This window comes from Dehalococcoidales bacterium, assembly GCA_028716225.1.
In the GTDB taxonomy this organism is placed as follows: domain Bacteria; phylum Chloroflexota; class Dehalococcoidia; order Dehalococcoidales; family UBA5760; genus UBA5760.
The window spans coordinates 125,581-149,368 of the sequence record JAQUQE010000002.1; the positions used below are offsets into that span (position 1 = coordinate 125,581).

At 52.1% G+C, this 23,788-nt stretch carries 18 protein-coding genes; 14 read left to right on the top strand and 4 right to left on the bottom strand.

Annotated features, from left to right (window positions below):
- The first annotated feature begins 2 nt into the window (after positions 1–2).
- The 3 genes from PHI12_02105 to PHI12_02115 are packed head-to-tail and all read left to right on the top strand — an operon-like array spanning position 3 to position 3,788.
- Complete coding sequence (locus PHI12_02105) at positions 3–1,076, top strand: thiamine phosphate synthase (protein ID MDD5509595.1); 1,074 nt, start codon at positions 3–5, stop codon at positions 1,074–1,076.
- Entirely contained in the window at positions 1,069–1,728 is a 660-nt protein-coding gene (locus tag PHI12_02110) for a haloacid dehalogenase (protein ID MDD5509596.1), read from the top strand. Before PHI12_02105 ends, PHI12_02110 begins: the two co-directional genes overlap by 8 nt.
- Positions 1,729–1,751: 23 nt before the next feature.
- A complete protein-coding gene (locus tag PHI12_02115; protein MDD5509597.1) occupies positions 1,752–3,788 on the top strand; it encodes a sodium-translocating pyrophosphatase in 2,037 nt (678 codons plus the stop codon).
- Here the strand turns inward: PHI12_02115 and PHI12_02120 are convergent.
- Positions 3,785–4,417 carry an MBL fold metallo-hydrolase gene (locus PHI12_02120; protein MDD5509598.1) on the bottom strand — a complete coding sequence of 211 codons (633 nt, stop codon included), beginning with the start codon at positions 4,415–4,417 and terminating at the stop codon, positions 3,785–3,787. The genes PHI12_02115 and PHI12_02120 overlap by 4 nt on opposite strands.
- A 203-nt stretch (positions 4,418–4,620) precedes the next feature.
- On the opposite strand from PHI12_02120, the gene PHI12_02125 reads away from it, so the two are divergent.
- From PHI12_02125 to PHI12_02140, 4 genes are all read left to right on the top strand, one after another.
- Positions 4,621–5,991 carry a glycine--tRNA ligase gene (locus PHI12_02125; GenBank protein MDD5509599.1) on the top strand — a complete coding sequence of 457 codons (1,371 nt, stop codon included), beginning with the start codon at positions 4,621–4,623 and terminating at the stop codon, positions 5,989–5,991.
- A 584-nt stretch (positions 5,992–6,575) separates the two neighbouring features.
- Positions 6,576–9,188, top strand: coding sequence for a hypothetical protein (locus tag PHI12_02130; protein ID MDD5509600.1), 2,613 nt, complete (start codon positions 6,576–6,578; stop codon positions 9,186–9,188).
- A 229-nt stretch (positions 9,189–9,417) separates the two neighbouring features.
- Complete coding sequence (sbcD, locus tag PHI12_02135) at positions 9,418–10,689, top strand: exonuclease subunit SbcD (protein MDD5509601.1); 1,272 nt, start codon at positions 9,418–9,420, stop codon at positions 10,687–10,689.
- A 76-nt stretch (positions 10,690–10,765) separates the two neighbouring features.
- Positions 10,766–11,059, top strand: a complete 294-nt coding sequence (locus PHI12_02140; protein ID MDD5509602.1) for an antibiotic biosynthesis monooxygenase — start codon at positions 10,766–10,768, stop codon at positions 11,057–11,059.
- A gap of 32 nt (positions 11,060–11,091) precedes the next feature.
- On the opposite strand, the gene PHI12_02145 is transcribed toward PHI12_02140, so the two are convergent.
- The 3 genes from PHI12_02145 to hpt all read right to left on the bottom strand — a co-directional run bounded on the left by PHI12_02145 (position 11,092) and on the right by hpt (position 14,114).
- Positions 11,092–11,805 (bottom strand): phosphoribosyltransferase family protein, encoded by a 714-nt coding sequence (locus PHI12_02145; protein MDD5509603.1) that lies wholly within the window; start codon positions 11,803–11,805, stop codon positions 11,092–11,094.
- A gap of 1 nt (position 11,806) precedes the next feature.
- The gene (gene ade, locus PHI12_02150) at positions 11,807–13,516 is read right to left on the bottom strand and encodes an adenine deaminase (GenBank protein MDD5509604.1); all 1,710 of its coding nucleotides are present in this window, start codon (positions 13,514–13,516) and stop codon (positions 11,807–11,809) included.
- Between the two features lie 64 nt (positions 13,517–13,580).
- Positions 13,581–14,114, bottom strand: a complete 534-nt coding sequence (gene hpt, locus PHI12_02155) for a hypoxanthine phosphoribosyltransferase (GenBank protein MDD5509605.1) — start codon at positions 14,112–14,114, stop codon at positions 13,581–13,583.
- A gap of 111 nt (positions 14,115–14,225) precedes the next feature.
- On the opposite strand from hpt, the gene surE reads away from it, so the two are divergent.
- From surE to PHI12_02190, 7 genes are all read left to right on the top strand, one after another.
- Positions 14,226–15,005: a 5'/3'-nucleotidase SurE gene (surE, locus tag PHI12_02160; protein MDD5509606.1), complete on the top strand. Its 780-nt coding sequence runs from the start codon at positions 14,226–14,228 to the stop codon at positions 15,003–15,005.
- Positions 15,006–15,068: 63 nt separating this feature from the next.
- Positions 15,069–16,331, top strand: coding sequence for a pitrilysin family protein (locus PHI12_02165; protein ID MDD5509607.1), 1,263 nt, complete (start codon positions 15,069–15,071; stop codon positions 16,329–16,331).
- Between the two features lie 416 nt (positions 16,332–16,747).
- A complete protein-coding gene (locus tag PHI12_02170; protein ID MDD5509608.1) occupies positions 16,748–19,393 on the top strand; it encodes a PEP/pyruvate-binding domain-containing protein in 2,646 nt (881 codons plus the stop codon).
- Positions 19,394–19,418: 25 nt separating this feature from the next.
- The gene (locus PHI12_02175) at positions 19,419–21,104 is read left to right on the top strand and encodes an FMN-binding glutamate synthase family protein (protein ID MDD5509609.1); all 1,686 of its coding nucleotides are present in this window, start codon (positions 19,419–19,421) and stop codon (positions 21,102–21,104) included.
- A gap of 124 nt (positions 21,105–21,228) precedes the next feature.
- Entirely contained in the window at positions 21,229–21,855 is a 627-nt protein-coding gene (gene hisH, locus PHI12_02180; protein ID MDD5509610.1) for an imidazole glycerol phosphate synthase subunit HisH, read from the top strand.
- 36 nt (positions 21,856–21,891) lie between these two features.
- A complete protein-coding gene (gene hisF, locus PHI12_02185; GenBank protein MDD5509611.1) occupies positions 21,892–22,659 on the top strand; it encodes an imidazole glycerol phosphate synthase subunit HisF in 768 nt (255 codons plus the stop codon).
- 81 nt (positions 22,660–22,740) lie between these two features.
- On the top strand, positions 22,741–23,736 hold the full coding sequence (locus PHI12_02190) for an NrpR regulatory domain-containing protein (protein MDD5509612.1): 996 nt from the start codon (positions 22,741–22,743) through the stop codon (positions 23,734–23,736).
- The last annotated feature ends 52 nt before the right edge of the window (positions 23,737–23,788 follow it).

Consider the following 23,788-nt stretch of genomic DNA (forward strand, 5'->3'; position numbering starts at 1 on the left):
ATATGCCCCCGACAAAAGCGCTGCCACAACAGATACTACGTATTATCGACGTCAACCTGAACCGTGCCAGTGAGGGACTCCGGGTCATCGAAGACGTAGCCCGCCTGGTGCTTAACGACGCCGCTATAAGCGGGCAGATAAAAACGATGCGTCACAGGATAGTCGAAGGCGACCTGACACTTAACAAACATCTCGTCGGAGCCCGAGACGCCAGGGGCGATGTAGGTATCAACCTGAAAACACCGGGACAGGCAGGAGAGAAAGATATGCCGCTGGTGCTGGTGGCTAATTCAAGGAGAGTTCAGGAATCATTACGAACCATAGAGGAGCTTACCCGGACCGGCGGAATCGACCTCGGGTTAGACCCGGAGAGCTTCAAGCAGTCCCGGTTCGAGCTTTACACGATAGAACAAGAGATGCTCTCTCGCCTGCTGCGGCAGGACAAGGCAAAGCTTATCCGCGGGCTCTGCGCTATTATCGATACCCAGGCCCTCAAAGGGCGTCTACACCATGAAGTGGCCGAGCAGGTAATTCATGGTGGGGCCAGGGTTGTCCAACTAAGGGACAAGGTCCTGCCTAAAAAGGAGCTGCTACCTATCGCTATCAAACTTAAAGAGCTATGCGCAGGGCACAACGTGCTCTTTATCATTAACGACCACCTCGATATTGCTTTAGCCAGCGACGCCGACGGGGTACACCTGGGGCAGAACGATCTACCCGTCCGGGTAGCCCGCCGGTTACTGCCGATAGACAAAATCCTGGGCTGTTCGACAAACACACTGGAGCAGGCCCTTACCGCCGAAGCGGACGGGGCTGACTATATCGGGGTCGGCTCCATCTACCCGACCTCATCGAAAGAAACGGCGGTTATCGTTGAACCGGAAAGGCTGCGACAGATGAGGCGGGCGGTGAGCCTGCCGATAATAGCCATCGGCGGCATCAACGAAGATAATGCGGCTGAGGTAATTTCTGCCGGTGCCGACGCGATAGCCGTAATCAGCGCTATACTCAAGACGGAATCCCCTGAAAAAGCAGCCCGGCAAATAGTAGCCCGAATCGAGGCGGCCGATGACTAGAGCTAGACTGACCGATAACCTGGATGCAATCGCCGAGCAAATCCGGCTGAGCTTCACGGCTAAAGACGCCGCTAGGGAAAAATTACTGCCCCTCTGTCGCGAAGTAATTCGCTACTCCTCAACCGCCATCCGCACCCTACACCGTCAGGAGTTTGACACGGCTAAGGAGATACTTGGCTCAGCGGCCAGTCTGCTTAATGAAGCCAAGCTGGCGACCAATCAGAATAACGATCTCAGCAACACCGGCTTTTTCCGGGATGCCCAAAAGGAATTTGCCGAAGCCGCCATCACCCTTGCTCTGGTGACCGGAAAACAGGTTCCCACTCCCGATGAATTGGATACGGAATTCGCTGCCTATCTGAACGGAATGGGGGAAGCCGTCGGCGAGCTAAGACGCTTTATACTGGACGGTATAAGAAGGGAGGACTTATCACGTGGCGAGGAGTTACTGGAAGCCATGGATGATATCTACAATGTGCTGGTCACCATGGACTTTCCCGATGCGATCACCGCCGGACTGCGCCGCACTACCGATATGGTACGCGGCGTCCTGGAAAGGACACGCAGCGACCTGACCATGATAATGAGGCAGAACAAGCTTGAGGCAAAGTTAAGAATATTCGGGGAGAACCTCAAGGATCGTAAACACTAATTCCAAGAGAGGAGATTTGGTCAATGAACCCAATAATAATCGCCCTAATCTGCGGCGGTATCGGAATTGGTATTGCCGGCTTTATGGCACGCTATGTCCTGAAGCAAGACCAGGGCTCGGAGCGGATAAGACAGATATCAACCGCAATCAAGGAAGGGGCTCTTGCCTTTATCGGTAGAGAATACCGCATACTGGCGATATTCATCACCGTGGTCGCCATCGTCCTCGGTGTTGTTCCCATGCTCGGCTGGTGGGTATCGGTGGTATTTGTCTGCGGCGCCGTCACCTCGGCACTGGCCGGATTCATCGGCATGAGCATTGCCGTCAGAGCCAACAGCCGCACCGCTGCTGCCGCACAGAAGAGTTTGAACGACGGCCTACGGGTAGCCTTCCGTAGCGGGGCAGTAATGGGGCTATGTGTCGTTGGTATCGGTATCATCAGTATGAGCATACTCTACTTCACCTTCGGCAGTAATCCTGATATTCTGCTCAAGGTTATTCCTGCCTTTGGTTTCGGCGCCTCTGGAGTAGCCATCTTTGCCAGAGTCGGCGGCGGTATATTCACCAAGGCTGCCGACACCGGCGCCGACATCGTGGGTAAGGTTGAAGCGAACATACCCGAGGATGACCCGCGCAACGCCGCCGTCATTGCCGACTTCGTCGGAGACAACGTCGGTGATGTCGCCGGCATGGGTGCCGACCTTTACGAGTCCTACGTTGACTCGATTATTGCCACTATGGCACTGGGTACGATAGCCGTTTTCTCCACCCATCTGGTACCCGATCTAACCACCGCCTGGTTCCTGCCCATGTTGGTAGCTGGCGGCGGTATTATCGCCTCCATCATCGGTATATTCGCGGTAAGGGTCGGCAAAGCGAAAGCAGCGATGGGGGCTCTACTTAACGCCCTGCGACGCGGTACGGTGATATCTTCAATCCTCACCGGCGTCTTCGCTTTCCTGGCAGTATATTTCCTGGGCGCCAGTATCAACATCTTCTGGGCAATTCTGGCCGGTCTCGTCGCCGGTGTTGCCATCGGAGAGAGCACCAACTACTTCACCTCCTATTCCTACAAACCAACGCTTAACATCGCCGAATCCGCTCAGACTGGAGCGGGAACACTACTGACCAGAGGCTTCGCCAACGGCCTGATGAGCAACCTGCCGCCTATCATAATCATCGTAGCGGCGATGCTGATCGCATACAAATTCGCCGGCATGTACGGCATTGCTATTGGCGGCGTCGGCATGTTGGCTACTCTTGGTATACAGGATGCCACTGACGCCTACGGACCGGTCGCCGACAACGCCGGTGGTATTGTCGAGATGAGCGACCTGCCCCACGAAATCAGAGAGCGCACCGATGCGCTAGACTCCCTAGGTAACACTACTGCCGCTACCGGCAAGGGTTTTGCCATCGGCGCTGCCGGACTGACTGCCCTGGCCCTGCTGCTCGCCTATACCCAGGCGGTAGGCATCAAGTTTGCCGAAATCAGTATGCTTGATCCACGTGTAATCGCCGGCATCTTCCTGGGGGCAATGATACCGGCCATATTCTGCGCGATGACACTGACTTCAGTCGGCAAAGCCAGCTTCTCGATAGTCAACGAGGTCCGCCGGCAGTTTCGTGAAATACCCGGGTTGATGGAAGGGAAAGGGAAAGCGGAATACGGCAAGTGCGTGGACATCTGCACCAAATCTGCCATCCGGCAGATGATTGCCCCCGGCATCATGACCATCGTTACCCCCATCGTGGTTGGTTTACTACTGGGGAAAGTTGCTCTGGGCGGGTTCCTAATCGGGGCAGTGGTCTGCGGTTTTATACTGGCGGTTACCTTTGCCAACGCCGGCGGATCCTGGGACAACGCCAAGAAATGGATAGAAACCGGTGCCTTCGGTGGCAAGGGCTCCGATGCCCATAAGGCATCCGTAGTCGGTGATACGGTAGGCGATCCCATGAAGGATACCTCAGGGCCATCACTGAATATTATGATAAAGCTGATGTCAATCGTAGCCCTGGTGCTGGCTCCGGTACTGATCCACTTCAGCGGAGTAATCTAAAAAGCCCGTAAGTTGGACAGGAAGGGATTATCCCTGCGCTCGGCGGCAATGGTGGTGTTTTCACCGTGACCGGGATAAACAACGGTATGATCATCCAGAACGAGGAGTTTGCTGCGGATGCTCTCCAAAAGCTGGCTGTGATTGCCGCCGGGCAGGTCCGACCTGCCGATACTACAGTTAAACAGGGAATCACCGCTGAAGACCACCCCATCCCTGAGCAGACAAATGCCGCCGGCAGTATGGCCCGGGGTATGCAGGACCTCGAAGTGCATGCCAGCGATGTCGAGGGTATCCCCATCATGAAGTAAGCGGTCCGGGGTGGGGGGATGGGGATAGAAGAGACCAAAGATTAAACCTGAAGAACGGTAGCGATCAAAATTAGCGTCATCGATATGAATCGCCACCTCAGCATTGGTGGCTTCCTTGACTTCTTTCAACGCCCCGGCATGATCGATATGCCCGTGGGTTAGCAGAATTAGTTTTATGTCAAGCCCAAGCTCATTGACCCTTCTCAGTATCTTCTTTGCCTCATCACCGGGGTCAATAATAATGCCCTCCCTGGTAGATTCATCACCGACGATATAACAGTTAGTGGCAAACGGCCCAACGACTAACTTCTCGACAATCACGCCGCACCTCTGATTAGTAAGGTCATTCTATTCTAGCATTAACGAGACTGGACAACAAGAATTCGCACTCTCCATACGGTGACATAAGGAGCCATCCGTAATCAACTACCACCGGAGCGAACTTTGCAATGATTGCTCCTTTTTAGCTACAATAGTGATTAAGGTACGCCCGATGGCTCGATTAGACCCCAGGAGTGTTGGTATTGAACAAAGAAAATCAGCCCAATGTCGATATGGACAAACTGGTCTCACTCTGCCGCCGGCGTGGCTTCATCTTCCCCAGCAGTGAAATCTACGGAGGACTGTCCAGCTGCTGGGACTATGGCCCGCTGGGCGTAGCGATGAAGCGAAACATCAAAGATGCCTGGTGGCGGGGAATGGTTCAGGAGAGAGACGATATGGTCGGTATCGACTCGAGTATCCTGATGCACCCCCGGATCTGGCAGGCCAGCGGACACCTAGAAGGGTTCTCTGATCCCCTTGCCGAGTGTAAAAGCTGCCACCAGCGATGGCGCACCGACCAGTTCGAGGGAGAGCACTGCCCGGAATGCGGAGGGGAACTCACCGAAACGCAGATGTTCAACCTGATGTTCAAGACCTTTATGGGACCTGTTGAGGAAGCCGCCAATATCGTCTACCTGCGCCCGGAGACCGCCCAGGGCATCTTCGTCAACTTCCAGAACGTAGTTAACACTACCAGGAAGAAGCTGCCCTTCGGCATCGCCCAGATAGGTAAATCCTTCCGAAACGAGATCACCACCGGCAACTTTATCTTCCGCAGCCGCGAGTTCGAGCAGATGGAAATCGAGTTCTTCGTCAAGCCGGGAACAGACAAGGAATGGTTCGACTACTGGCTCAGGGAATGCCTTGACTGGTACCTCAAACTTGGCATCAGGAAAGAAAACCTTAAGCTGCGTCAGCATATGAAGCACGAACTGGCCCACTACGCCCTGGATTGCTATGATATTGAATACCTCTTCCCGATGGGGTGGGCGGAACTGGAGGGCATCGCCAATCGCGGCGACTTTGACCTTAACCAGCATGCCAAGCACAGCGGCAAGAGCCTCTCATACTATGATGAGGAGAGTAAAGAACAGATTACCCCCTACGTTATTGAGCCTTCGGCGGGAGTTGACCGCGCCTTCCTGGCCTTCCTCTGTGACGCCTATGCCGAAGAGCCGGACAAGGACGAAACAAGAGTGCTGCTGCGCCTTCACCCCGACCTGGCACCAATCAAGGTAGCCATACTGCCGTTGAGCAAGAAGGAAAATGTAGCCCGGGTGGCTAAAGAGATTTATGCCGAGCTACGCCGTCACTGGATGGTAGACTATGACGATGCGCAGAGCATCGGACGTCGCTACCGGCGCCAGGATGAGATCGGCACCCCCCTCTGTGTTACCGTCGACTTCCAATCACTGGAAGACGGACAGGTTACCGTTCGGGAACGCGACAGTATGAACCAGATACGAGTTCCTATCAAGGAGTTGAAGGCAACCCTGACCGCTAAGCTCGGCGGCGAAGACCTCTTCACCCTGCCGCCCGGCGGAAAGATCTGGAAAGAGGAAAAAGGCTGATAAACGACGCCTCTGGCCAGACCTATTGCCGACACGGCCGGTAAGAGTCCTTCCGGTATAAGTTACCCCCCACTACCTCCCCCTATCATTTAAAAGGGAGTGCAAAATCTAGTTCATCACACCGTGCCCTTAATCATAAACTCTGGATAGAGTTCTACATTGTTTGTATGCCCCATGCTGTGTATAATTAGCCATACGAATAGGTTATTTTCAAGCAGGAACAGTAGGATATGGCAACAACAGAACACACAATAAACGATGTCCTTGCGGAAATCCTAACAGAAACTAGGAGTTTATGGAGATTTAGGGGAGTTGTAAGATCTGAAAATGTTGATGTTCTTAAGAGCAGAGGCAAGAGACCCGATATTTTAATCACTGAACCGAATGTTTCCCCAGTAATTGTAGAAACGGAAATTCTACCGGCAATTTCAGTTGAGTCAGATTCCAGACAACGCCTTGGTGATCACCTGACTCCATCTGGTCGGCGGATATTATCGTCGTTAGCAGTTAGACTACCGATTAGATTAAGGGACTTTTCAGGACAATCGCTGAAGGGCGAAATCCTCAATACATCTGACTTTGAGATGGCTCTTTATACCGGGGAAAGCCCGGAATCATATATACGCTGGCCGCAAAAGGGATGGGTACACGGTAATGCTACTGATTTATCGATTCTCATTCAGTCTGCGTCCGTGCCACCAGCGGTGGTTGAAGAGGCGGCAAATAAGCTCGTTGAGGGAGTGAGTGAAGCAGCAGCCCTCTTGGCGGATATGGCGGTAGCTCACCCCGGAGCGATAAAAAAGATTTGCGAGGAACTCCGTCAGCAAGACGGAGAACAAACTCGGAGAATGTCGACGACCATCTTGGCCAATGCGCTGGTATTCCATGAAAGTCTGGCTCGCGGCGATGGTGATTTGTATAATGTCCGGACGCTTGATGAACTACGATGCAAGCGCAGTGGTGTCAGTAAAAACGAGATGCTTGAAGACTGGAAGAGAATTCTGAAGGTCAATTACTGGCCGATTTTCGATATTGCACGGCGTATCCTGGAGGTTATTCCCGCAGACACGGCCCGTCCGCTCCTCGAACGGCTGGTTACTACCGCCAACGAGTTAGTGGCCAATCACATGATGCGCTCGCATGACCTGACCGGCGCCGTATTTCAGCGCCTGATAGCCGACCGCAAGTTCCTGGCGGCTTATTATACACATCCGGCCTCGGCGGCGCTGCTGGTCGGACTGGCTATTGATACTGTCAAAACACCAAGCGGCGGCTCCTGGTCGAAAGAGAAAGATGTGACAGCCCTGCGTATCGCCGACTTTGCATGTGGCACTGGCACGCTCCTGTCCGCTGCTTATCGCCGTATTAGCCAGTTATACGAGGCTTCCGGTGGTGATGCTGAGATGATTCATCCTACGATGATGGCTACTGCGCTAGTCGGATGTGATGTGTTGCCGGCGGCTGCCCACTTGACCGCCTCTATGCTAGCTGGGGCTCACCCTACTATTAAATACAAAGGCAGTTCGATTTTGGCAGTCACGTACGGCAAGCAGGATGATGGCGGGGTTGCTCTTGGTTCTCTCGATTTACTTGATCCGATGAGGATGTTCGGAATTCTTTCGATAACGGCAAAGGCTATTGAAGGAATGGGTGAAAGTGAGAAAGAAGCATGGTCTACTTTACCTCACGCCTCGTTCGACATGGTTATTATGAACCCGCCGTTCACCCGGGACACCGGCCACGAAGGCAAAAAAATCGGCGTTCCGAATCCTATGTTCGCTGCATTCAGTTCTACAGTTGAACAACAGCGTGCTATGGCACGCGCTACTGAACGATTACTTAAGGATACGAGCGCACACGGCAATGCTGGCGAGGCGAGTGCCTTCCTGGTCCTGGCCGACCGTAAATTGAAGGATAAAGGGACCCTCGCGATGGTCATGCCGCTGAGTTTAATGTCCGGAGAAGCATGGGAAGCTTCACGACAGCTATTTCGAAATTCATATAGCGATCTTGTTTTAATATCCATCGCCGGTGCCCGTTCCGAGGAGTTATCTTTCTCGGCAGATACGGGAATGGGCGAATGCCTGGTTACCGGCCATAAGGCCAACAAGAACGATGCCCGTGCAACGTTTGTGGTATTAAACGAGAGGCCATTCTCCACGATGATAGGTTCGAGCATCGCAGTTCAGATTCATCAATTGAAAGAGGGAAACCTCCGTAAACTGGAAGACGGACCGGTGGGTGGAAGCCTGTTTCATTTCGGTGACGATTTGATAGGTTATGCTATGGATGCACCTCTCCCCGAAAAAGGTCCCTGGAACCTGGCCCGTATCAAGGATGGTGCTCTCGCACAGGTAGCCTACCAGATAACTGACTGTGGTCTTATCTGGCTGCCGGGGATGGCGAAGGGTGCTGCCATTCCCGTTCCTATCACAACGGTTTCCGTGATCGGAAAAGTTGGGCCGTACCATATTGACATTAATGGCAACACAGCGAATGGAAGAATTAGAGGCCCTTTCCAAATCGAGGGCCTTAAATTACAAGCTGCACCCACTTATCCGGTATTATGGTCGCATGATGCCAAAAGGGAAAGGTGCATGGAGTTTGAAGCAGACAACGAGGGCATTATCCGCCAGGGGAAGGACTCCGCCGAAGATACGTTCGCCCAAGAAAAAGCCAACAGAATTTGGACAATCTCGTCTCACTGTCATTTTAACAAAGACTTTCAATTCAACAGCCAGTCTACGGCGATGCAGTTCACTAGCAAGAAGACAATTGGGGGACACGCATGGCCTTCCATCAAGCTGGCAGACGCGGAGCAGGAAAAGGCGCTGGTTCTATGGGCGAACTCATCTTTGGGACTTTTACTTCACTGGTGGCATGCTAATAAGCAACAGTCTGGCCGAGGGAGAATTGTAGTATCTGCACTGGCTTCATTACCTGTCCTAGATGTCACTAAGCTTCCCAAGGATGCCCTCTCTAAGGCGGTAGCTATCTTCGATGATATGAAACACCGGGAATTGCGGCCAGTCAATGAAATCGCCCAAGACAAAGTCCGTGCGGAAATTGACGCAAGGTTGTCCACTGAAGTGCTGGGATTCCCGCCAGAACTAATAGCTCCGGATGGGCCGATGGAGCTATTAAGACAGAAGCTGGCCCTCGAACCTTCTATAACCGGCAGTAAATCATTATCTTAACGAAGCCAGTTCAAGTGGTAGTTGATCATCCATGACTATTGTCTCCAATCAAGGCTTAAACTGGACGATGCGCCACATTCCGTCATAATGTATAATCCCCAGATGGTTAGAAAAGCGTGAGCTTCTTGATAAGCTTCAGGTGAGGATGGTAATATTCTCTGACAGAGCGGAAATCAATGCAGTATTCCCCATAAAGCCTGCTGCTTACCAGAAGTATATTTCCTCTTGAATGAAAGGGGAACTTGAGGGGGAGAGGTTGAAGATAATCCACTTTGCCGATCTGCACCTCGGAGTGGAAAACTACGGGAATATCAACCCGGCCAGCGGCCTTTCGACAAGACTGGAAGACTTTCTGGCCGCCCTTGACTGTGTGGTAGACTACGCTCTAGAGAACGGGGTAGACCTTGTGCTCTTCTGCGGTGATACCTACAAGAGCCGCGAGCCGGGCCAGACCCAGCAACGGGAGTTCGCCAGAAGGATCAACCGCCTCACCACCGGCGGCATCCCCATCTTTCTCCTCGCCGGCAACCACGATATGTCCAACGCTATCGGCCGGGCTACCGCTATTGAGATATTCGATACCCTGGCCCTTGAAAAGGTCTATGTCTCCAATCGTCCCGATATCTACCGAATTCCGACCACAAGCGGCCCCATCCAGATAGTCTCCCTGCCCTGGTTGAGACGAAGCGCCTTACTCAGCAAGGAAGAAACGAAAGACCTTGACTTTACCCGGATTAATGAAAGACTACAGCAGGTGCTGACCAACATCGTTACCACCAACGTCACCAAGCTCGACCCGACAATTCCGGCGGTCCTGGCCGCCCACGTCTGGGTCTGCGGAGCAAAGGTGGGCTCGGAGGCAACAATGACCATCGGACAGGAGCATACCCTGCTGCTCAGTAATATCGCCCAGCCTGCCTTTGACTATATCGCCCTGGGTCATATTCACAAGCACCAGATACTCTCAGAAAATCCACCTGTCGTCTACGCCGGCAGCCTGGAGCGGCTTAACTTCAGCGAGGAGACAGACGATAAGGGCTTCTACGTGGTAGAAATCGAGCCAGACGGAGCGACCGGTAAGAGGAGGACCTCCTTTGCCTTTCAGCCGGTAAAGGCACGCCGCTTCCTCACCATCAACCTCAACATTGAAGCAGACAACGCTGACCCTACCGCAGCCGTGCTCAAGGGTATTATTGAGCAGCAAGAGGAGATCAGGGATGCTATCGTCCGGGTGAACATCAGCCTCCCCGCAGAGATTGAGGGGCAACTCAAAGACAACGAAATCAGAAACGCCCTCAAAGAGGCTCACTACTTCAGCATCGCCCGGGATACCAAGCGAGAGACACAACTGAGGTTGGGAACACAGACAGCCGAAGAGATAACCCCCATCGATGCTTTAAAAACCTATCTGGAATCAAAGAAGGTAACCCCGGAACGGACCCGGGTCCTGCTCGAATACGGTAACAGGCTTATCCAAGAACAGAAAGCGGAACAAGAATAGGGCTTGATAGCCTATCGGAGCAGGGTTATAATGCCACATAGACGGTAAACAAATATCGAGAAGGAGGTAGAAGGCTATGATAAAGGTTGTTATCGAGCGGCACCTGAAAGCAGGCAAGCGAGGGGAATTCATCCACATGCTGAAGGAACTAAGCACAGCGGCTATCCATCAGCGAGGCTATGTCAGCGGCGAAACCCTGTCCAGTATCGACGATGCCTCCATCATCTCGGTACTGAGCATGTGGCAAAGCCTGGAGGACTGGAAGGCATGGGAAGCATCAGAGCCACGACTCAAGCTGGAAGAACGAGTTGAACCACTCCTCCTGGAAAACCCAAAGGTTACCGTCTACCAGGTAATGGCCACCGAGTAGAAAAAGGGCTGATCCAGCCGCTGCCAGAGTGGCTAGTCGACCTCTTTGAGACCAGCCGGCCTGGGCTCAATACTAGAGGCGAAGCGGCGCATCCGGTACTCTTTCAGGCACTTAAGCCCTTCCTCATCGCTTAGTACGTGCCAGTAGCGGTAGTAGTCAGCGATATAGAACTTGGACATTCCGCCGGTAGCCACGGTTACCACACTATCGACGACCTCTTCTAATCGCTTTACCGCCGCCTCCGACGCCGCCGGTACTGCCACCACCACCCGGGCGGGCCGGCGTTTGCGTACCGACTCCACCGCCGCAATCATGGTATAGCCCGAAGCCAGCCCGTCATCAACAATAATCACTGTCTTCCCGCCCATGATAGAAAGCGGCTTGGTACCCCTGTAGAGCAGACTCCGCTGGCGGATATCCGTCCTCACCATACCGACCTGATAGTTTATCTGCTGCTCGGTGAGGTTAACCTCCTTTAACACCGCTTCGTTAAGAATTACCGCACCGTCGTCGGCAATAGCACCGAAGCCGCCCTCCGGCCGGAGAGGTATGGGGAGCTTACGCGAGATAACCACGTCAAGATCGGCACCAAGCGCCAGGGCTACCTGTAACCCGACCGGCAGGCCGCCGTTAGGTATAGCCAGCACCACTACCGGCTGTCCCTGATACTCGGTGAGCTTTGCGGCTAGTTGACTGCCGGCATCGAAGCGGTTCTCAAAAATAGGAGATGTCCGTGGCGAATGCATTCTAAGTCCCCCTCTCAATCAACCTGAATTGATTAACATCGACCATTCCCAGGTCGGTCAGCCTGAGTTCAGGAATAACCGGCAGCGCCAGAAAGGAGAGGGCGGCAAAAGGGGACGGCAGGCTGCTACCCAGATCAGCAGCCAACTCCTCCAGACGCTCCAGACCGTTCGCCACTACCTCCAACGGCTCATCGGAAAGCAAACCGGCCACCGGAAGAGCCAGACTAGCCAGCACCCCACCCCCGGCGGTCACCACCAGGCCGCCATTAAGCCGCTCAACCTCTTTTACAGCGGTAAATATGTCTTCATCGCTAGTGCCGACACAGACAATATTGTGAGAATCATGGGCGATCGAGGAAGCAAGCGCCCCTTTCTTCAGACCGAACCCGCTGACCAGCCCCAGTCCGATGTTGCCACTGGCCCGATGCCTCTCCACCACCGCCAGCTTCAGAATATCACGCTCAGTATCCGGCACAATAACACCGGCTCTAGTCATAACCCGCTCCATCCTTTTCCGGGTAATTATCTGGCCGGGAATAATATCAATGACCGGCTCGGCCTCCCCGGACGGGAAAAGCCGCAGGGAATTCAAATCATAGGGCTTGATGTTTACCGTGTGGTTTAGCCCCGTGCTGCTCTCTTTACGGATAGCAAACAACGGCTCTCCTTCCCTGGCCACCAGTGTGCCCCGGTAGAATACCATGTCCGCCCGTAAATCGGTCAGTTCCTGGCTAACAATCAGATTGGCCAGGTAGCCCGGGGCGACCGCACCGAGCCCATTCAGGCAGAAGTATACCGCGGCATTAATGGTCGCCATCTGAATCGCCCGCACCGGGTCGAGGCCACGCCCGATTGCCTTACGCACCACAGCATCAATATCACCATCGCTAAGCAGGTCAACACAGTTGCGGTCATCAACAACGAAGAGACAACGGGAATAGGTCCTGTCACTGACCAGGGGAAGCAGAGCATCCAGGTTTTTCTCCGAGGACCCCTCGCGTATCATAAGATACATGCCGCGACATAGCTTCTCTCTGGCCTCATCGAGAGATACCGACTCATGATCGGAACCAATACCGGCCGCAATATAGGCATTTAGGTCCCTGCCGCCTAAACCCGGAGCATGGCCGTCAACTGCCTTCCCTTCCGCCGAGTTTATTTTCTTGAGGACATTATCATCACCGGCCAGCACGCCGGGGAAGTTCATGACCTCTCCCAACCCGATACAGCCACGCCAGCGGAGTACCTTCCTAATATCATCAGGCCCAAGACTTGCCCCCGAGGTCTCCAGATGGGTCGCCGGAACGCAGGAAGGAGCCATCAGGAAAAGCTCCAGAGGCAGACAGCGTGCACGATCCAGTACATACCGGATACCAGTAAGACCGCAGACATTAGCTATTTCGTGCAGATCGGTCACCACCGCCAGCGTTCCCCGCGGTACCACGGCACGGGCATACTGTTCAACGCTGAGCATCGAGCTTTCCAGGTGGGTATGCCCGTTAATCAGACCGGGAATAACGTACCTATTCCCTAAATCAATGACCTCTTTTGCCTCGTGGTAGTCTCCTATCCCGGCGATCCTGCCATCGCAGAGAGCCACATTGGCCGACTCAATCTCACCATTGAAGACATTGACCACCCTGCCGTTAGCCAGGATAAGGTCAGCAGGAAGCTGCCCTCTGGCCACTGAGATCAAACGCTCTTTGCTCAAGCTCATCCCTTTCGATACAGCCGGGAAACCATAGCAGGTATACTCTTCAATGTCACTTCAGGTTTCATTTCTCATCATCCAGATAGCAGATATCGGGCAGGTAACGGAACTTCTCATCCCAGTCTATGCCGTAGCCGACGATAAATCTATCGGGAACGGTAAAGCCCAGATAGTCAATGGTAAGCGGCAACTGCCGTCGTGAGGGTTTATCCGTAAGAGCACAGAGCCGCAGCGAGGCCGGCTTTTTCTTCTTCAGGTAGTCCAGCAGAAAGGAAAGGGTAATACCGGTATCTACGATGTCCTCAACGACCAGCACGTCCCTGCCCTTAACAGGAGAGGTAAGACCCTTGACCACCCTGACCTTCCCCGAGCTCTCTCTACCCCGACCATAGCTGGAGAGCTTGATAAACTCCACCTCAAGCGGGAAAGCAAGAGACCGCACCAGGTCAGCCATGAAGACAAAGGAACCCTTAAGGATACCTACCAGCAGGGGGCACCTGCCCCGGTAATCTCTGTCAATCTCAGCCGACAGCCTCCTTACGGCAGCCGCTATTTCACCTCTGGTAAAAAGTATCCGGGGTTCAGTTTGAGAACTCATCGTCAGTTGAGATTATAATATTTATAGTAATACCTGTCCAGCCGGCATATCGCCGTTCTTTGCTGCCGCCAGCCGTGCTATGCTAAACTAGGCATAAAGAAAGCGCTGATAATGGAAATACTGGTGACCAATGACGACGGTATCTTTGCCCCCGGGCTGTGGAGGCTGGTCAAAGAGCTGCAAAAAATCGGCCGGGTAGCTGTAGTCGCTCCGGATAGAGAGCAGAGTGCCCTGGGTACCGCAGTCACCCTGCGACAGCCGCTACGGGTGCAGAAGATGAGGCCACTGGTAGCCGATGTAGAAGCCTATTCGGTAGAGGGTACGCCGGCGGATAGCGTTATCCTCGGCCTCGGCAAGCTGCTCAAGTATAAGGTGGATCTGGTTGTGTCCGGGATAAACTCAGGGCCTAACCTGGGCGACGACGTCCTCATCTCGGGAACGGTGGGAGCCGCCCTCCAGGGCTACCTGCGCGGTTCACCGGCACTGGCTATCTCAATTGACTCTCTGGATAATCTTTACCTGGACAATGCCGCAAGATTAGCAGCCCTGCTGGCGGAGAAGCTAGCCGGCAATGCTATGCCCGGCAACAGTTTTCTCAACATAAACCTACCCGGTCTGCCCCTGGAAAAGACCAGGGGGATAAAGATAACCCGGCTGGCCAGCCAGAGCCATATCGATACCGTTGAGGAAGGACACGACGGCAGAAAGGCCTACTACTGGCTGGTACGCCAGAAGATAAAAAGAGATGCTGAAGAAGATACCGACATCCACGCTATTGAGAGAGGCAATATCTCGATTACACCGCTGCATACGGAACTCCTGAACAAGCCATCGCCCCGGATACCGGACGGCCTGTGCGCAGAGCTCTTTAGTGAACTACAGAAAAGCTAGTCCCCGGATCCAACCCGGTATTATTCTGATGAAGACTGATTGATACTATTTGGAGGTGTACCATTGTACCAGAAGACTACCCTTGATAACGGCTTGCGGCTGGTTACCTCAACCATGCCACACACGTGCTCGGTATGCATCAGCCTCTTTATCGGCACCGGCTCCCGGTACGAGTCCGATGCCGAAGCCGGCACCTCTCACTTTATCGAGCACATTCTCTTTAAGGGCAGCGCGAAGTACCCCTCCCCCGGGGAAATCTCAGCGGCAATCGAAGGCATCGGCGGAATCTTAAACGGCGGTACGGACAAGGAGCTAACCGTCTATTGGTGCAAGGTGGCCCAGCAACACTTCCCACTGGCCCTGGACGTACTCACCGATATGCTGCTCCACCCCCGGTTCGAGCTGGAAGAGATAACAAAGGAACGGCAGGTTATTATCGAGGAAATCAACATGTGCAAGGACTCCCCTTCACAGGAAGCCAACATGCTCATCGACGGACTTCTCTGGCCTAACCACCCCCTGGGCCGTGACGTAGCCGGTAGCAGGGAATCAGTAGCCGGTATCACCCGAGAAGCAATGCTCGATTACCTCGACCGTCAGTACCAGCCGGACAATACCGTGGTCGCTATCGCCGGCAACATCCGGCACCAGAAAGCGGTTAATTCGGTTAGTCAGGTAATGGATGGCTGGGCAAGACATAAGCCTCATGCCAGCTATTCCGACTATCAACCGACACCGGCACAACGGGTCAAAATAGAGAAGCGGGATATCGAACAGTCCCACCTCTGCCTGGCGCTGCCGGGCTTACCGCTCCTTCATCCACAACGCTTTAAGCTCGACTTGCTCAATACTGTCCTCGGCCAGGGCATGAGCAGCCGGTTGTTTACCGAGATTCGCGACCGGCTGGGACTGGTCTACAGCATTCACAGCTATGTCGATCACTTTCTCGACTCCGGGTCGCTGACGATATACGCCGGAGTAGATACCAGAAATCTGACCACCGCTATAAAAGCCATCCTCGAGCAGCTTAACCGGATTAAGGAAACAGTACCCGAGGCCGAGTTGTCCCGGGCTAGAGAGCTTTCAAAGGGACAACTGTTGCTCAGAATGGAAGACAGCCATAACGTCGCCGGCTGGTTGGGAGGGCAGGAGACTCTCACCAAGCGTATTCTAACCCCAGAAGAGTTAACCGCTATTATCGATGCCATCACTGCCGAAGAGCTAAAGAAGCTGGCCCAGGAGTTGATAGACGGTAAGAGACTCCGCCTGGCCGTAGTCGGTCCCGTCGCCGAGGACACGCCACTGGAAGAACTCTTAAAGCTATAAGCCCACATACCTTCCTAGCTGGGGGGATAGCACACCTGCTAAGTAAAGATCCCTTCGATTCCTTAAGGAGCTCCTTGCCTATATCCAAGAGGCAGACCAGGGCAGAACCTGAGCCAGTATTAGACTGCCAAAACTAACACGCTTTGCGCTCCTGAAACCATTTTTTACTTACGCTGATCGGTAACTGCCTTCGCTGCTTAACAAATAAACACGGCCGCTTATGCCATAAAATAGCTTAATATGTTATGAATCAGCATTATTGAGCAATACCAATAGTCTCTAATGCTCCTGAATCGCTTTCATATCTGCTCAATTCCCTTGAATACCTTTGACATTATATCACAGCATTCATTATAATATGGCATACGGAAGTTGGTTGCCGTATACCATATTAAGTTGAACAAGGGTTATTTCAAATGGAAAGAGTGGCTCGTAAGATAATTAGCACCGGCCTCCATCCGCTCGACGAACTCCTGCAAAACCTGCGGCCGGGTGACAATGTAGTCTGGCAGGTTGACCGCCTCGAAGATTATCCGTACTTTGCCCAAGCCGTTGCAGATCAAGCAATGAAAGACGGCTTTGCCTGTGTTTACCTGCGTTTTGCTCCTCACACCGCTATTCTCCAGCCACGGACCGGACTGAGAATTATTAATATTGATCCCGGTCCCGGGTTCGACTATTTCACCGGTGAGGTGCACCGAATTATTGAGGAATGCGGCGAAAGGACTTTTTACATATTCGACAACCTTTCTGCTTTGGTGGACGAATGGGCTACCGACGAACTGCTGGCTAACTTCTTCCAGGTAACCTGTCCCTACCTTTTTGAACTCAACGCCATAGCTTACTTTGCCATCAGACGTGGCCAGCATGGGCAGAGTGCCATAACTCGTATACGCAGTACTACTCAGATACTAATTGATGTTTATCATGTCGAAGGCAATATGTATATTCAGCCTTTGAAAGTGTGGAACCGCTATTCTCCATACATGTTTTTGCCCCACCGGATTAATGCTGATGAATTAGAGCCTATCCTTCACAGCGGCGATGCGGCTACGATATTGACAAATGCCAGCAGACGACCAATCAATATCAGCGCTGATTCCGTAGCACCCTGGGAGACTGTTTATCGAACGCTGGTTCAGTATCAGAAAACTCACACGGATTCATCGGGTACGACTGCCAAGGCCATAGCTCTAAAGGAATCACTCTCACGAATGATGATGGGTAACCATAAGAAGCTGAACCAGCTATCCGATCGATACCTGACCCTAGATGACCTGCTTCAAATCAGAGGTCGTCTTATTGGTTCCGGGCGGATAGGCGGCAAAGCAGCCGGTATGCTAATGGCAAGAGGTGTTCTGGCCGCAGACAATGGCGAGACTGACTTCAATCAACTACTGGAAGAGCATGATTCTTTCTACATCGGTTCGGATGTGTTCTTCACTTTCCTGGTAAAAAATAACCTGTTCAAACTCAGATTACAGTTATCGAAAACGGGCAAGCTGTCAAAGGATGAATTCGCTAAAGTAGAGCAGCAGTTCCTCCGCGGTCGTTTCTCAGAAGAAATAATGGAACAGTTACGGAATATGCTTGATTACTACGGGCAGGCCTCCATTATTGTACGCTCCTCAAGCCTCCTTGAGGACGGTTTTACAGATGCCTTCGCCGGAAAGTACCGTAGCGAGTTCTGTACCAACCAGGGCAGTCCTGAAACTCGTCTGGAGGCCTTATTAAGAGCAATCAAACTAGTCTATGCCAGTACACTGAACCCGGATGCTCTATCATATCGCCACAGGCGCGGGCTTGGCGAAGGCGATGAACAAATGGCAATCCTGGTACAACGTGTCTCCGGAACACCATACAAGCAATACTTCTTCCCCAGCCTGGCCGGAGTTGCTTTCTCACGCAACCTTTACGCATGGACAAACCGTATTGATACCCGAAGAGGTATGATACGGCTGGTATTTGGTCTGGGGACTCGTGCCGTAAACCGGGTTAGCGGCGACTACCCCCGAATGATTGCAGTCAGTCACCCCCAACTAAGACCCGAGGTTGGCATGGAAATAGCCAAGTATTCGCAGCGAATGGTAGATGTTCTGAACATCGAAAAAAATACCTTTGAGGTCGAACCTTTCACCGAAATAATTGACATTAACAACTATCCTGCTGCGCAATTAATGATTTCTGAAATAGCCGATGGCTACCTGCGTGACTGGTTCTTAACTCCGACGTCTAATCAGGAAAGGAACTTCGTTCTGACCTTTAATAATTTGATCAAGCAAACCGAACTGGTCAACGTCATTGGAGAGATGTTAACCAAACTCGAAAAGGCTTGGGGCCAGCCGGTAGATATCGAATTTACCGCGCATATCGACAGTGCAAATAAAGTAAGGATCAACCTGTTACAATGCCGCTCATTACATGTACCCAAATCAGAGGGCGTTTCTATCAGTATTCCCCAGAATATTGCCCGGGAGAGATTACTATTCCGCTCCAATCAGGCAATAAGTGCCGGGATAATCGGTGATATACGATACATCGTTTATATTAACCCCCAAAAATATGCTGAGGTTGCCACTTTTGAGGAGAAGAGGACCCTGGGACGAGTAATAGGTAAGATAAACGACAAGCTAAGTAATAAAGAGGGTAAATTTATGATGATGGGCCCCGGCCGCTGGGGCAGCAGTAACATCGAGCTTGGCGTGAATGTGAGCTATTCAGATATTAATAATACAGCAGTGCTGGTAGAAGTTGCGCGCGAGAAAGCCGGTCATAAACCGGAAGTCTCCTACGGAACCCATTTCTTCCAGGATTTGGTAGAGGCAGAGATACTTTACCTACCAGTTTATCCCGATGACAAGACCTCAGATTTCAACATCGAGTTCTTTGCCGGCTCACCAAATATTCTGAGGGATATTCTACCCGAATTACTGAACTTTGAGGAGGTGGTTCAAGTAATTGACGTAAAAGCAGCGGCGAACGGCGCTACCGCGAAGGTAATTGCAGACCCGCAAACACATAGCGCCGTATGTCTCCTGGATAAAAATCAACCGATCAAATAGTAATTTATGAAAAGGAGGAAATACAATGAACCTACAAAGACCAAATGCTAATGATGCCACCAGAACCGCCAATCGATCCAAGAGTGTCGTACCAATGAGCGGATTATGTACCCGGTGTGTCGACGGTTGTACCGGAAACTGCGAGGTATTCAAGGCAAGTTTTCGCAGCCGGGAACTGCTCTATCCCGGACGCTACGGCGATATTACTGCCGGAGGTGATAAGAATTACCCCATCGATTACTCACACCTGAATATCCAGGGTTATGCTCTGGGTGTCGATGGTCTACCTGACGATGTTGTCGGCAACTCCGATACGGCGATCTTCCCCGAAGTAAACACGGAAACAGAGTATGGTTGGAATAAGAAAGTCAGGATGGCTATACCAGTTTTTACCGGAGCGCTGGGTTCTACGGAGATAGCGCGCCGGAACTGGGAACATGTCGCCGTCGGTGCTGCTTTGAGCGGGATCACCATCGTCTGCGGTGAGAACGTCTGTGGCATCGATCCTGAGCTCGAGCTGGATGGAAACGGAAAGATTGTTTTGTCTCCAGATCTAGACCGCCGCATCGAGATATACCGTCGTTACCACCGCGGTCTCGGTGAGATTCTGGTTCAGATGAACGTCGAGGACACCCGTCTTGGCGTCGCTGAATACGTGAGCCGGAAGCACGGCCTGGACACCATCGAGCTAAAATGGGGTCAGGGTGCCAAATGCATCGGCGGGGAAATAAAAGTAGACAGCCTGGAAAGGGCTTTGGAGCTACAAAGACGCGGTTATATCGTAACCCCAGACCCGTCACACCCCATAAACAGAGCATCATTTGAGGATGGCTCACTCAAGGAATTTGAACGCCATAGCCGTCTCGGCTTTATCGACGAAGAGCAATTCTATGTCGAGATCGAACGTCTACGTGATTTAGGTTTCGGACGCATTACCCTGAAAACAGGCGCCTACGGACTGCGTGAGCTGGCAATGGCAATCAAGTGGGGCTCGAGAGCCAATATCGATCTTTTAACTATCGATGGTGCTCCCGGAGGCACCGGGATGAGCCCGTGGCGAATGATGGAGGAATGGGGTATGCCCAGCCTTTATTTACATTCGGCGGCATATGATTTCGCCAATAGACTCGCCCATAGGGGAGAGCGGGTGCCCGACATTGCCTTCGCCGGTGGTTTTAGCAGCGAGGACGGCATCTTCAAGGCGCTGGCTTTAGGTGCCCCCTTTGTTAAGGCGGTATGTATGGGCAGGGCTCTGATGATTCCCGCCATGGTGGGCAAGAACATCGACCAGTGGATTAAGAACGGCGAACTACCCGGTACCGTAAGCCAGTTCGGATCCACGCCGGAAGAGATTTTTGTCTGCTACGAAGAAGTTAAGGATTTAGTTGGCGCAGACGAGATGAAAAAAATCCCCATGGGGGCCATTGGAATATACAGCTACTGCGAAAAGATGAAGGTGGGACTGCAACAGATAATGGCCGGCGCCAGGCGTTTCAGTATACCATCCATACGCCGTGACGAACTTATGTCGCTCACAGAGGAATGTGCCAGGGTGACCGGGATTCCCTATCTGATGAATGCCTACCGGGCAGAAGCGATAGATATCCTCGAGGGACGTAACATGAGACCGGAGAGACTTGTTGATACTAACGTATTCAGTTTATCAGCCGGCTACGGAATTGGTTCCCGTAGAATAAGAACCTATGAGTAATTACTTCAATAATCACTTATGTGAGGGTATGCCAATGTACTGGTTCGGCGATTAACTATCTAAGAATTTGATATCGAATTTTGCATCGGGCATTATATGAATAAATCGGGAGCACCGGGAAGAAATGATCACAATAATTGACTATGGTGCCGGTAATATGAGGAGTGTGTTCAATGCCATCACCACACTCGGCTACCAGCCCAGAGTAACAAGTTCTCCGGGTGATGTACTGGACGCCGAAGCGATCATTCTTCCCGGTGTCGGCGCTGCTGGCGATGCCATGAAAAACCTGGAAACCTCAGGATTGATAACACCACTCCGCTTGTTTATCGAAAACAACCGTCCGTTCCTGGGCATTTGCGTCGGTATGCAGCTTCTTTTTACTTATACCGAAGAGGGTAAAGGACAACAGTGTCTTGACATCATTCCCGGACAAGTACGCCGGCTTTCCCCGGGGGTAAAAATTCCACAAATCGGTTGGAACCAGGTCAATCAGAGATCTTATCACCCGATTTTCGATGGCATACCGAACAGGAGCAACTTCTACTTTGCCCATAGCTACCATGCCAGGCCGAATAATGAATCACTCGTCATCGGCGAGACAGAGTATGGCATTCCACTTTGCAGCGTAATTGCCAGAAGGAATCTAGTAGCAACCCAGTTCCACCCCGAAAAGAGTGGGGAGGTAGGTCTTAAGCTATACGATAATTTCATAAAGCTTGCTTTAGCGAATAGGGTATTTGATATCTAGAAAAGCCAGACACTTTGCGGGAGAAGAAATCTTCTAATGCTGACAAAAAGGATCATCCCCTGCCTTGATTTTAAGGGAGACCGGGTAGTGAAGGGTAGGAGTTTCACCGACTTACGTTATGCCGGTGATCCCGTAGAACTAGCCAACTTTTACTACCGGGAGAACGCTGACGAATTAGTTTTCCTGGACATAGCAGCTACTCCGGAAGCACGAGATACAATCGTTGCCGTCATCGAGAATATATCCCGGAACGTGTTTATACCGCTTACAGTCGGCGGCGGACTACGTAATATCAATGACATAAGACGTGTGTTACTGGCAGGAGCGGATAAGGTCTCGATAAATACCGCAGCGGTCCGTAACCCGCCGCTCATCAGAGAGAGCGCTAAAAAATTCGGCAGCCAGTGCATTGTAGTGGCAATAGATACCAAAAGAGTAGCAGGGAGTCAACCCGCCAAGTGGGAAGTCTATACTCATAGCGGTCAGAAATCGACTGGCATTGATGCTCTGGACTGGGCAAGACATGCGGTGATGCTCGGAGCCGGAGAATTACTGCTCACCAGCATAGATGCTGACGGTCACCGGGCAGGATATGATATTGAGCTTACCCGAGCTGTCTCAGAGGCGGTAAGCGTTCCGGTTATTGCCAGCGGCGGTGCTGGTACCCTGGAGGATGTATATCAAGCACTGGTGGCAGGTAAAGCGGAAGCAGTCCTGGCTGCCAGTATATTCCACTACGGGACGTACTCTATCAGAGAAACCAAGGAATACCTGCACGCGCGGGGAATCCCGATAAGGTTCTGAAGATGCACCCGGTACCATTCAGTTTTTAATACGGAGGTGTTATAATAGCGCAGAATTATCTTCAGGAGCAGAAAGATTCCAATGGAACAAGCCAATAGCTCGGATACCGAAAGAAAGATAGTAGCTATTCTGAAAATACTGAGCGAGTCATCAGAGCCTCTGGGATCGATTAATATTGCCCGTGAACTGGAGCGGGTGGGGATTTTCTTAAGTGAGAGAGCAATCAGGTATCATTTAAGGATTGCCGATGAACGTGGTTACACGCAGCCAATGGGACGCGACGGCAGGATGATTACGCCGGAAGGACAACAGGAAGTTAAAGAGGCACTGGCCCCGCAGAACCTTGGTTTCGTACGTGAGAACCTGGAGATGTTAGCCTACCAGACCACTTTCGACCCTGAAAAAGGCTCCGGTCAATTACCAATAAATACATCACTCATTAACCAGGATAAGTTCAAAAGGGCAATATCGGCCATGAAGGATGTGTTCGAATCCGGCATATGCGTCAGCGATCTGGTGGCAGTAGCATCGGAAGGCGAGAAACTCGGCTCGATAGTTGTACCAAGCGGGAAAATTGGCTTAGCCACTGTTTGCAGTGTTGCCGTAAACGGGGTGCTTCTAAAGGCTGGAATCCCTACCGAGTTCAGATTCGGAGGTGTTCTCGAAATTAGAAATTCTAAACCCAGACGTTTCGTGGCCATAATCGACTATTCCGGTACCTCTATCGATCCCTCCGAACAGTTCATCCGCGCTAAAATGACCAGTGTCGGCGAGGCTGCCAGGACAGGGAATGGCAAGATACTGGGTGTCTTGCGCACAATACCGGCACCAGCCAGAAAAGCTGCGGAGCAGAAGATTGCCAGGCTAAAAGAGGTAGGCATTAACGGAGTCTATGCTCTAGGCAATATCAGCGAACCGCTTTGCCAGATTCCGGTAGCCATAAATCGTGTTGGTATTGTTCAACTTGGCGGCCTTAATCCTCTGGCCGCAGCCGTTGAAGCTGGCATCGAAATAGAAAATCTGGCCGAAAGCGGACTGATCGACTTTCAAGATCTGAAAAGATTCCGGCAGGTTTAGGACAAATATCTGATCCCCCGATACCTCCCCAATAAAAACGGCCGCAGTGTTT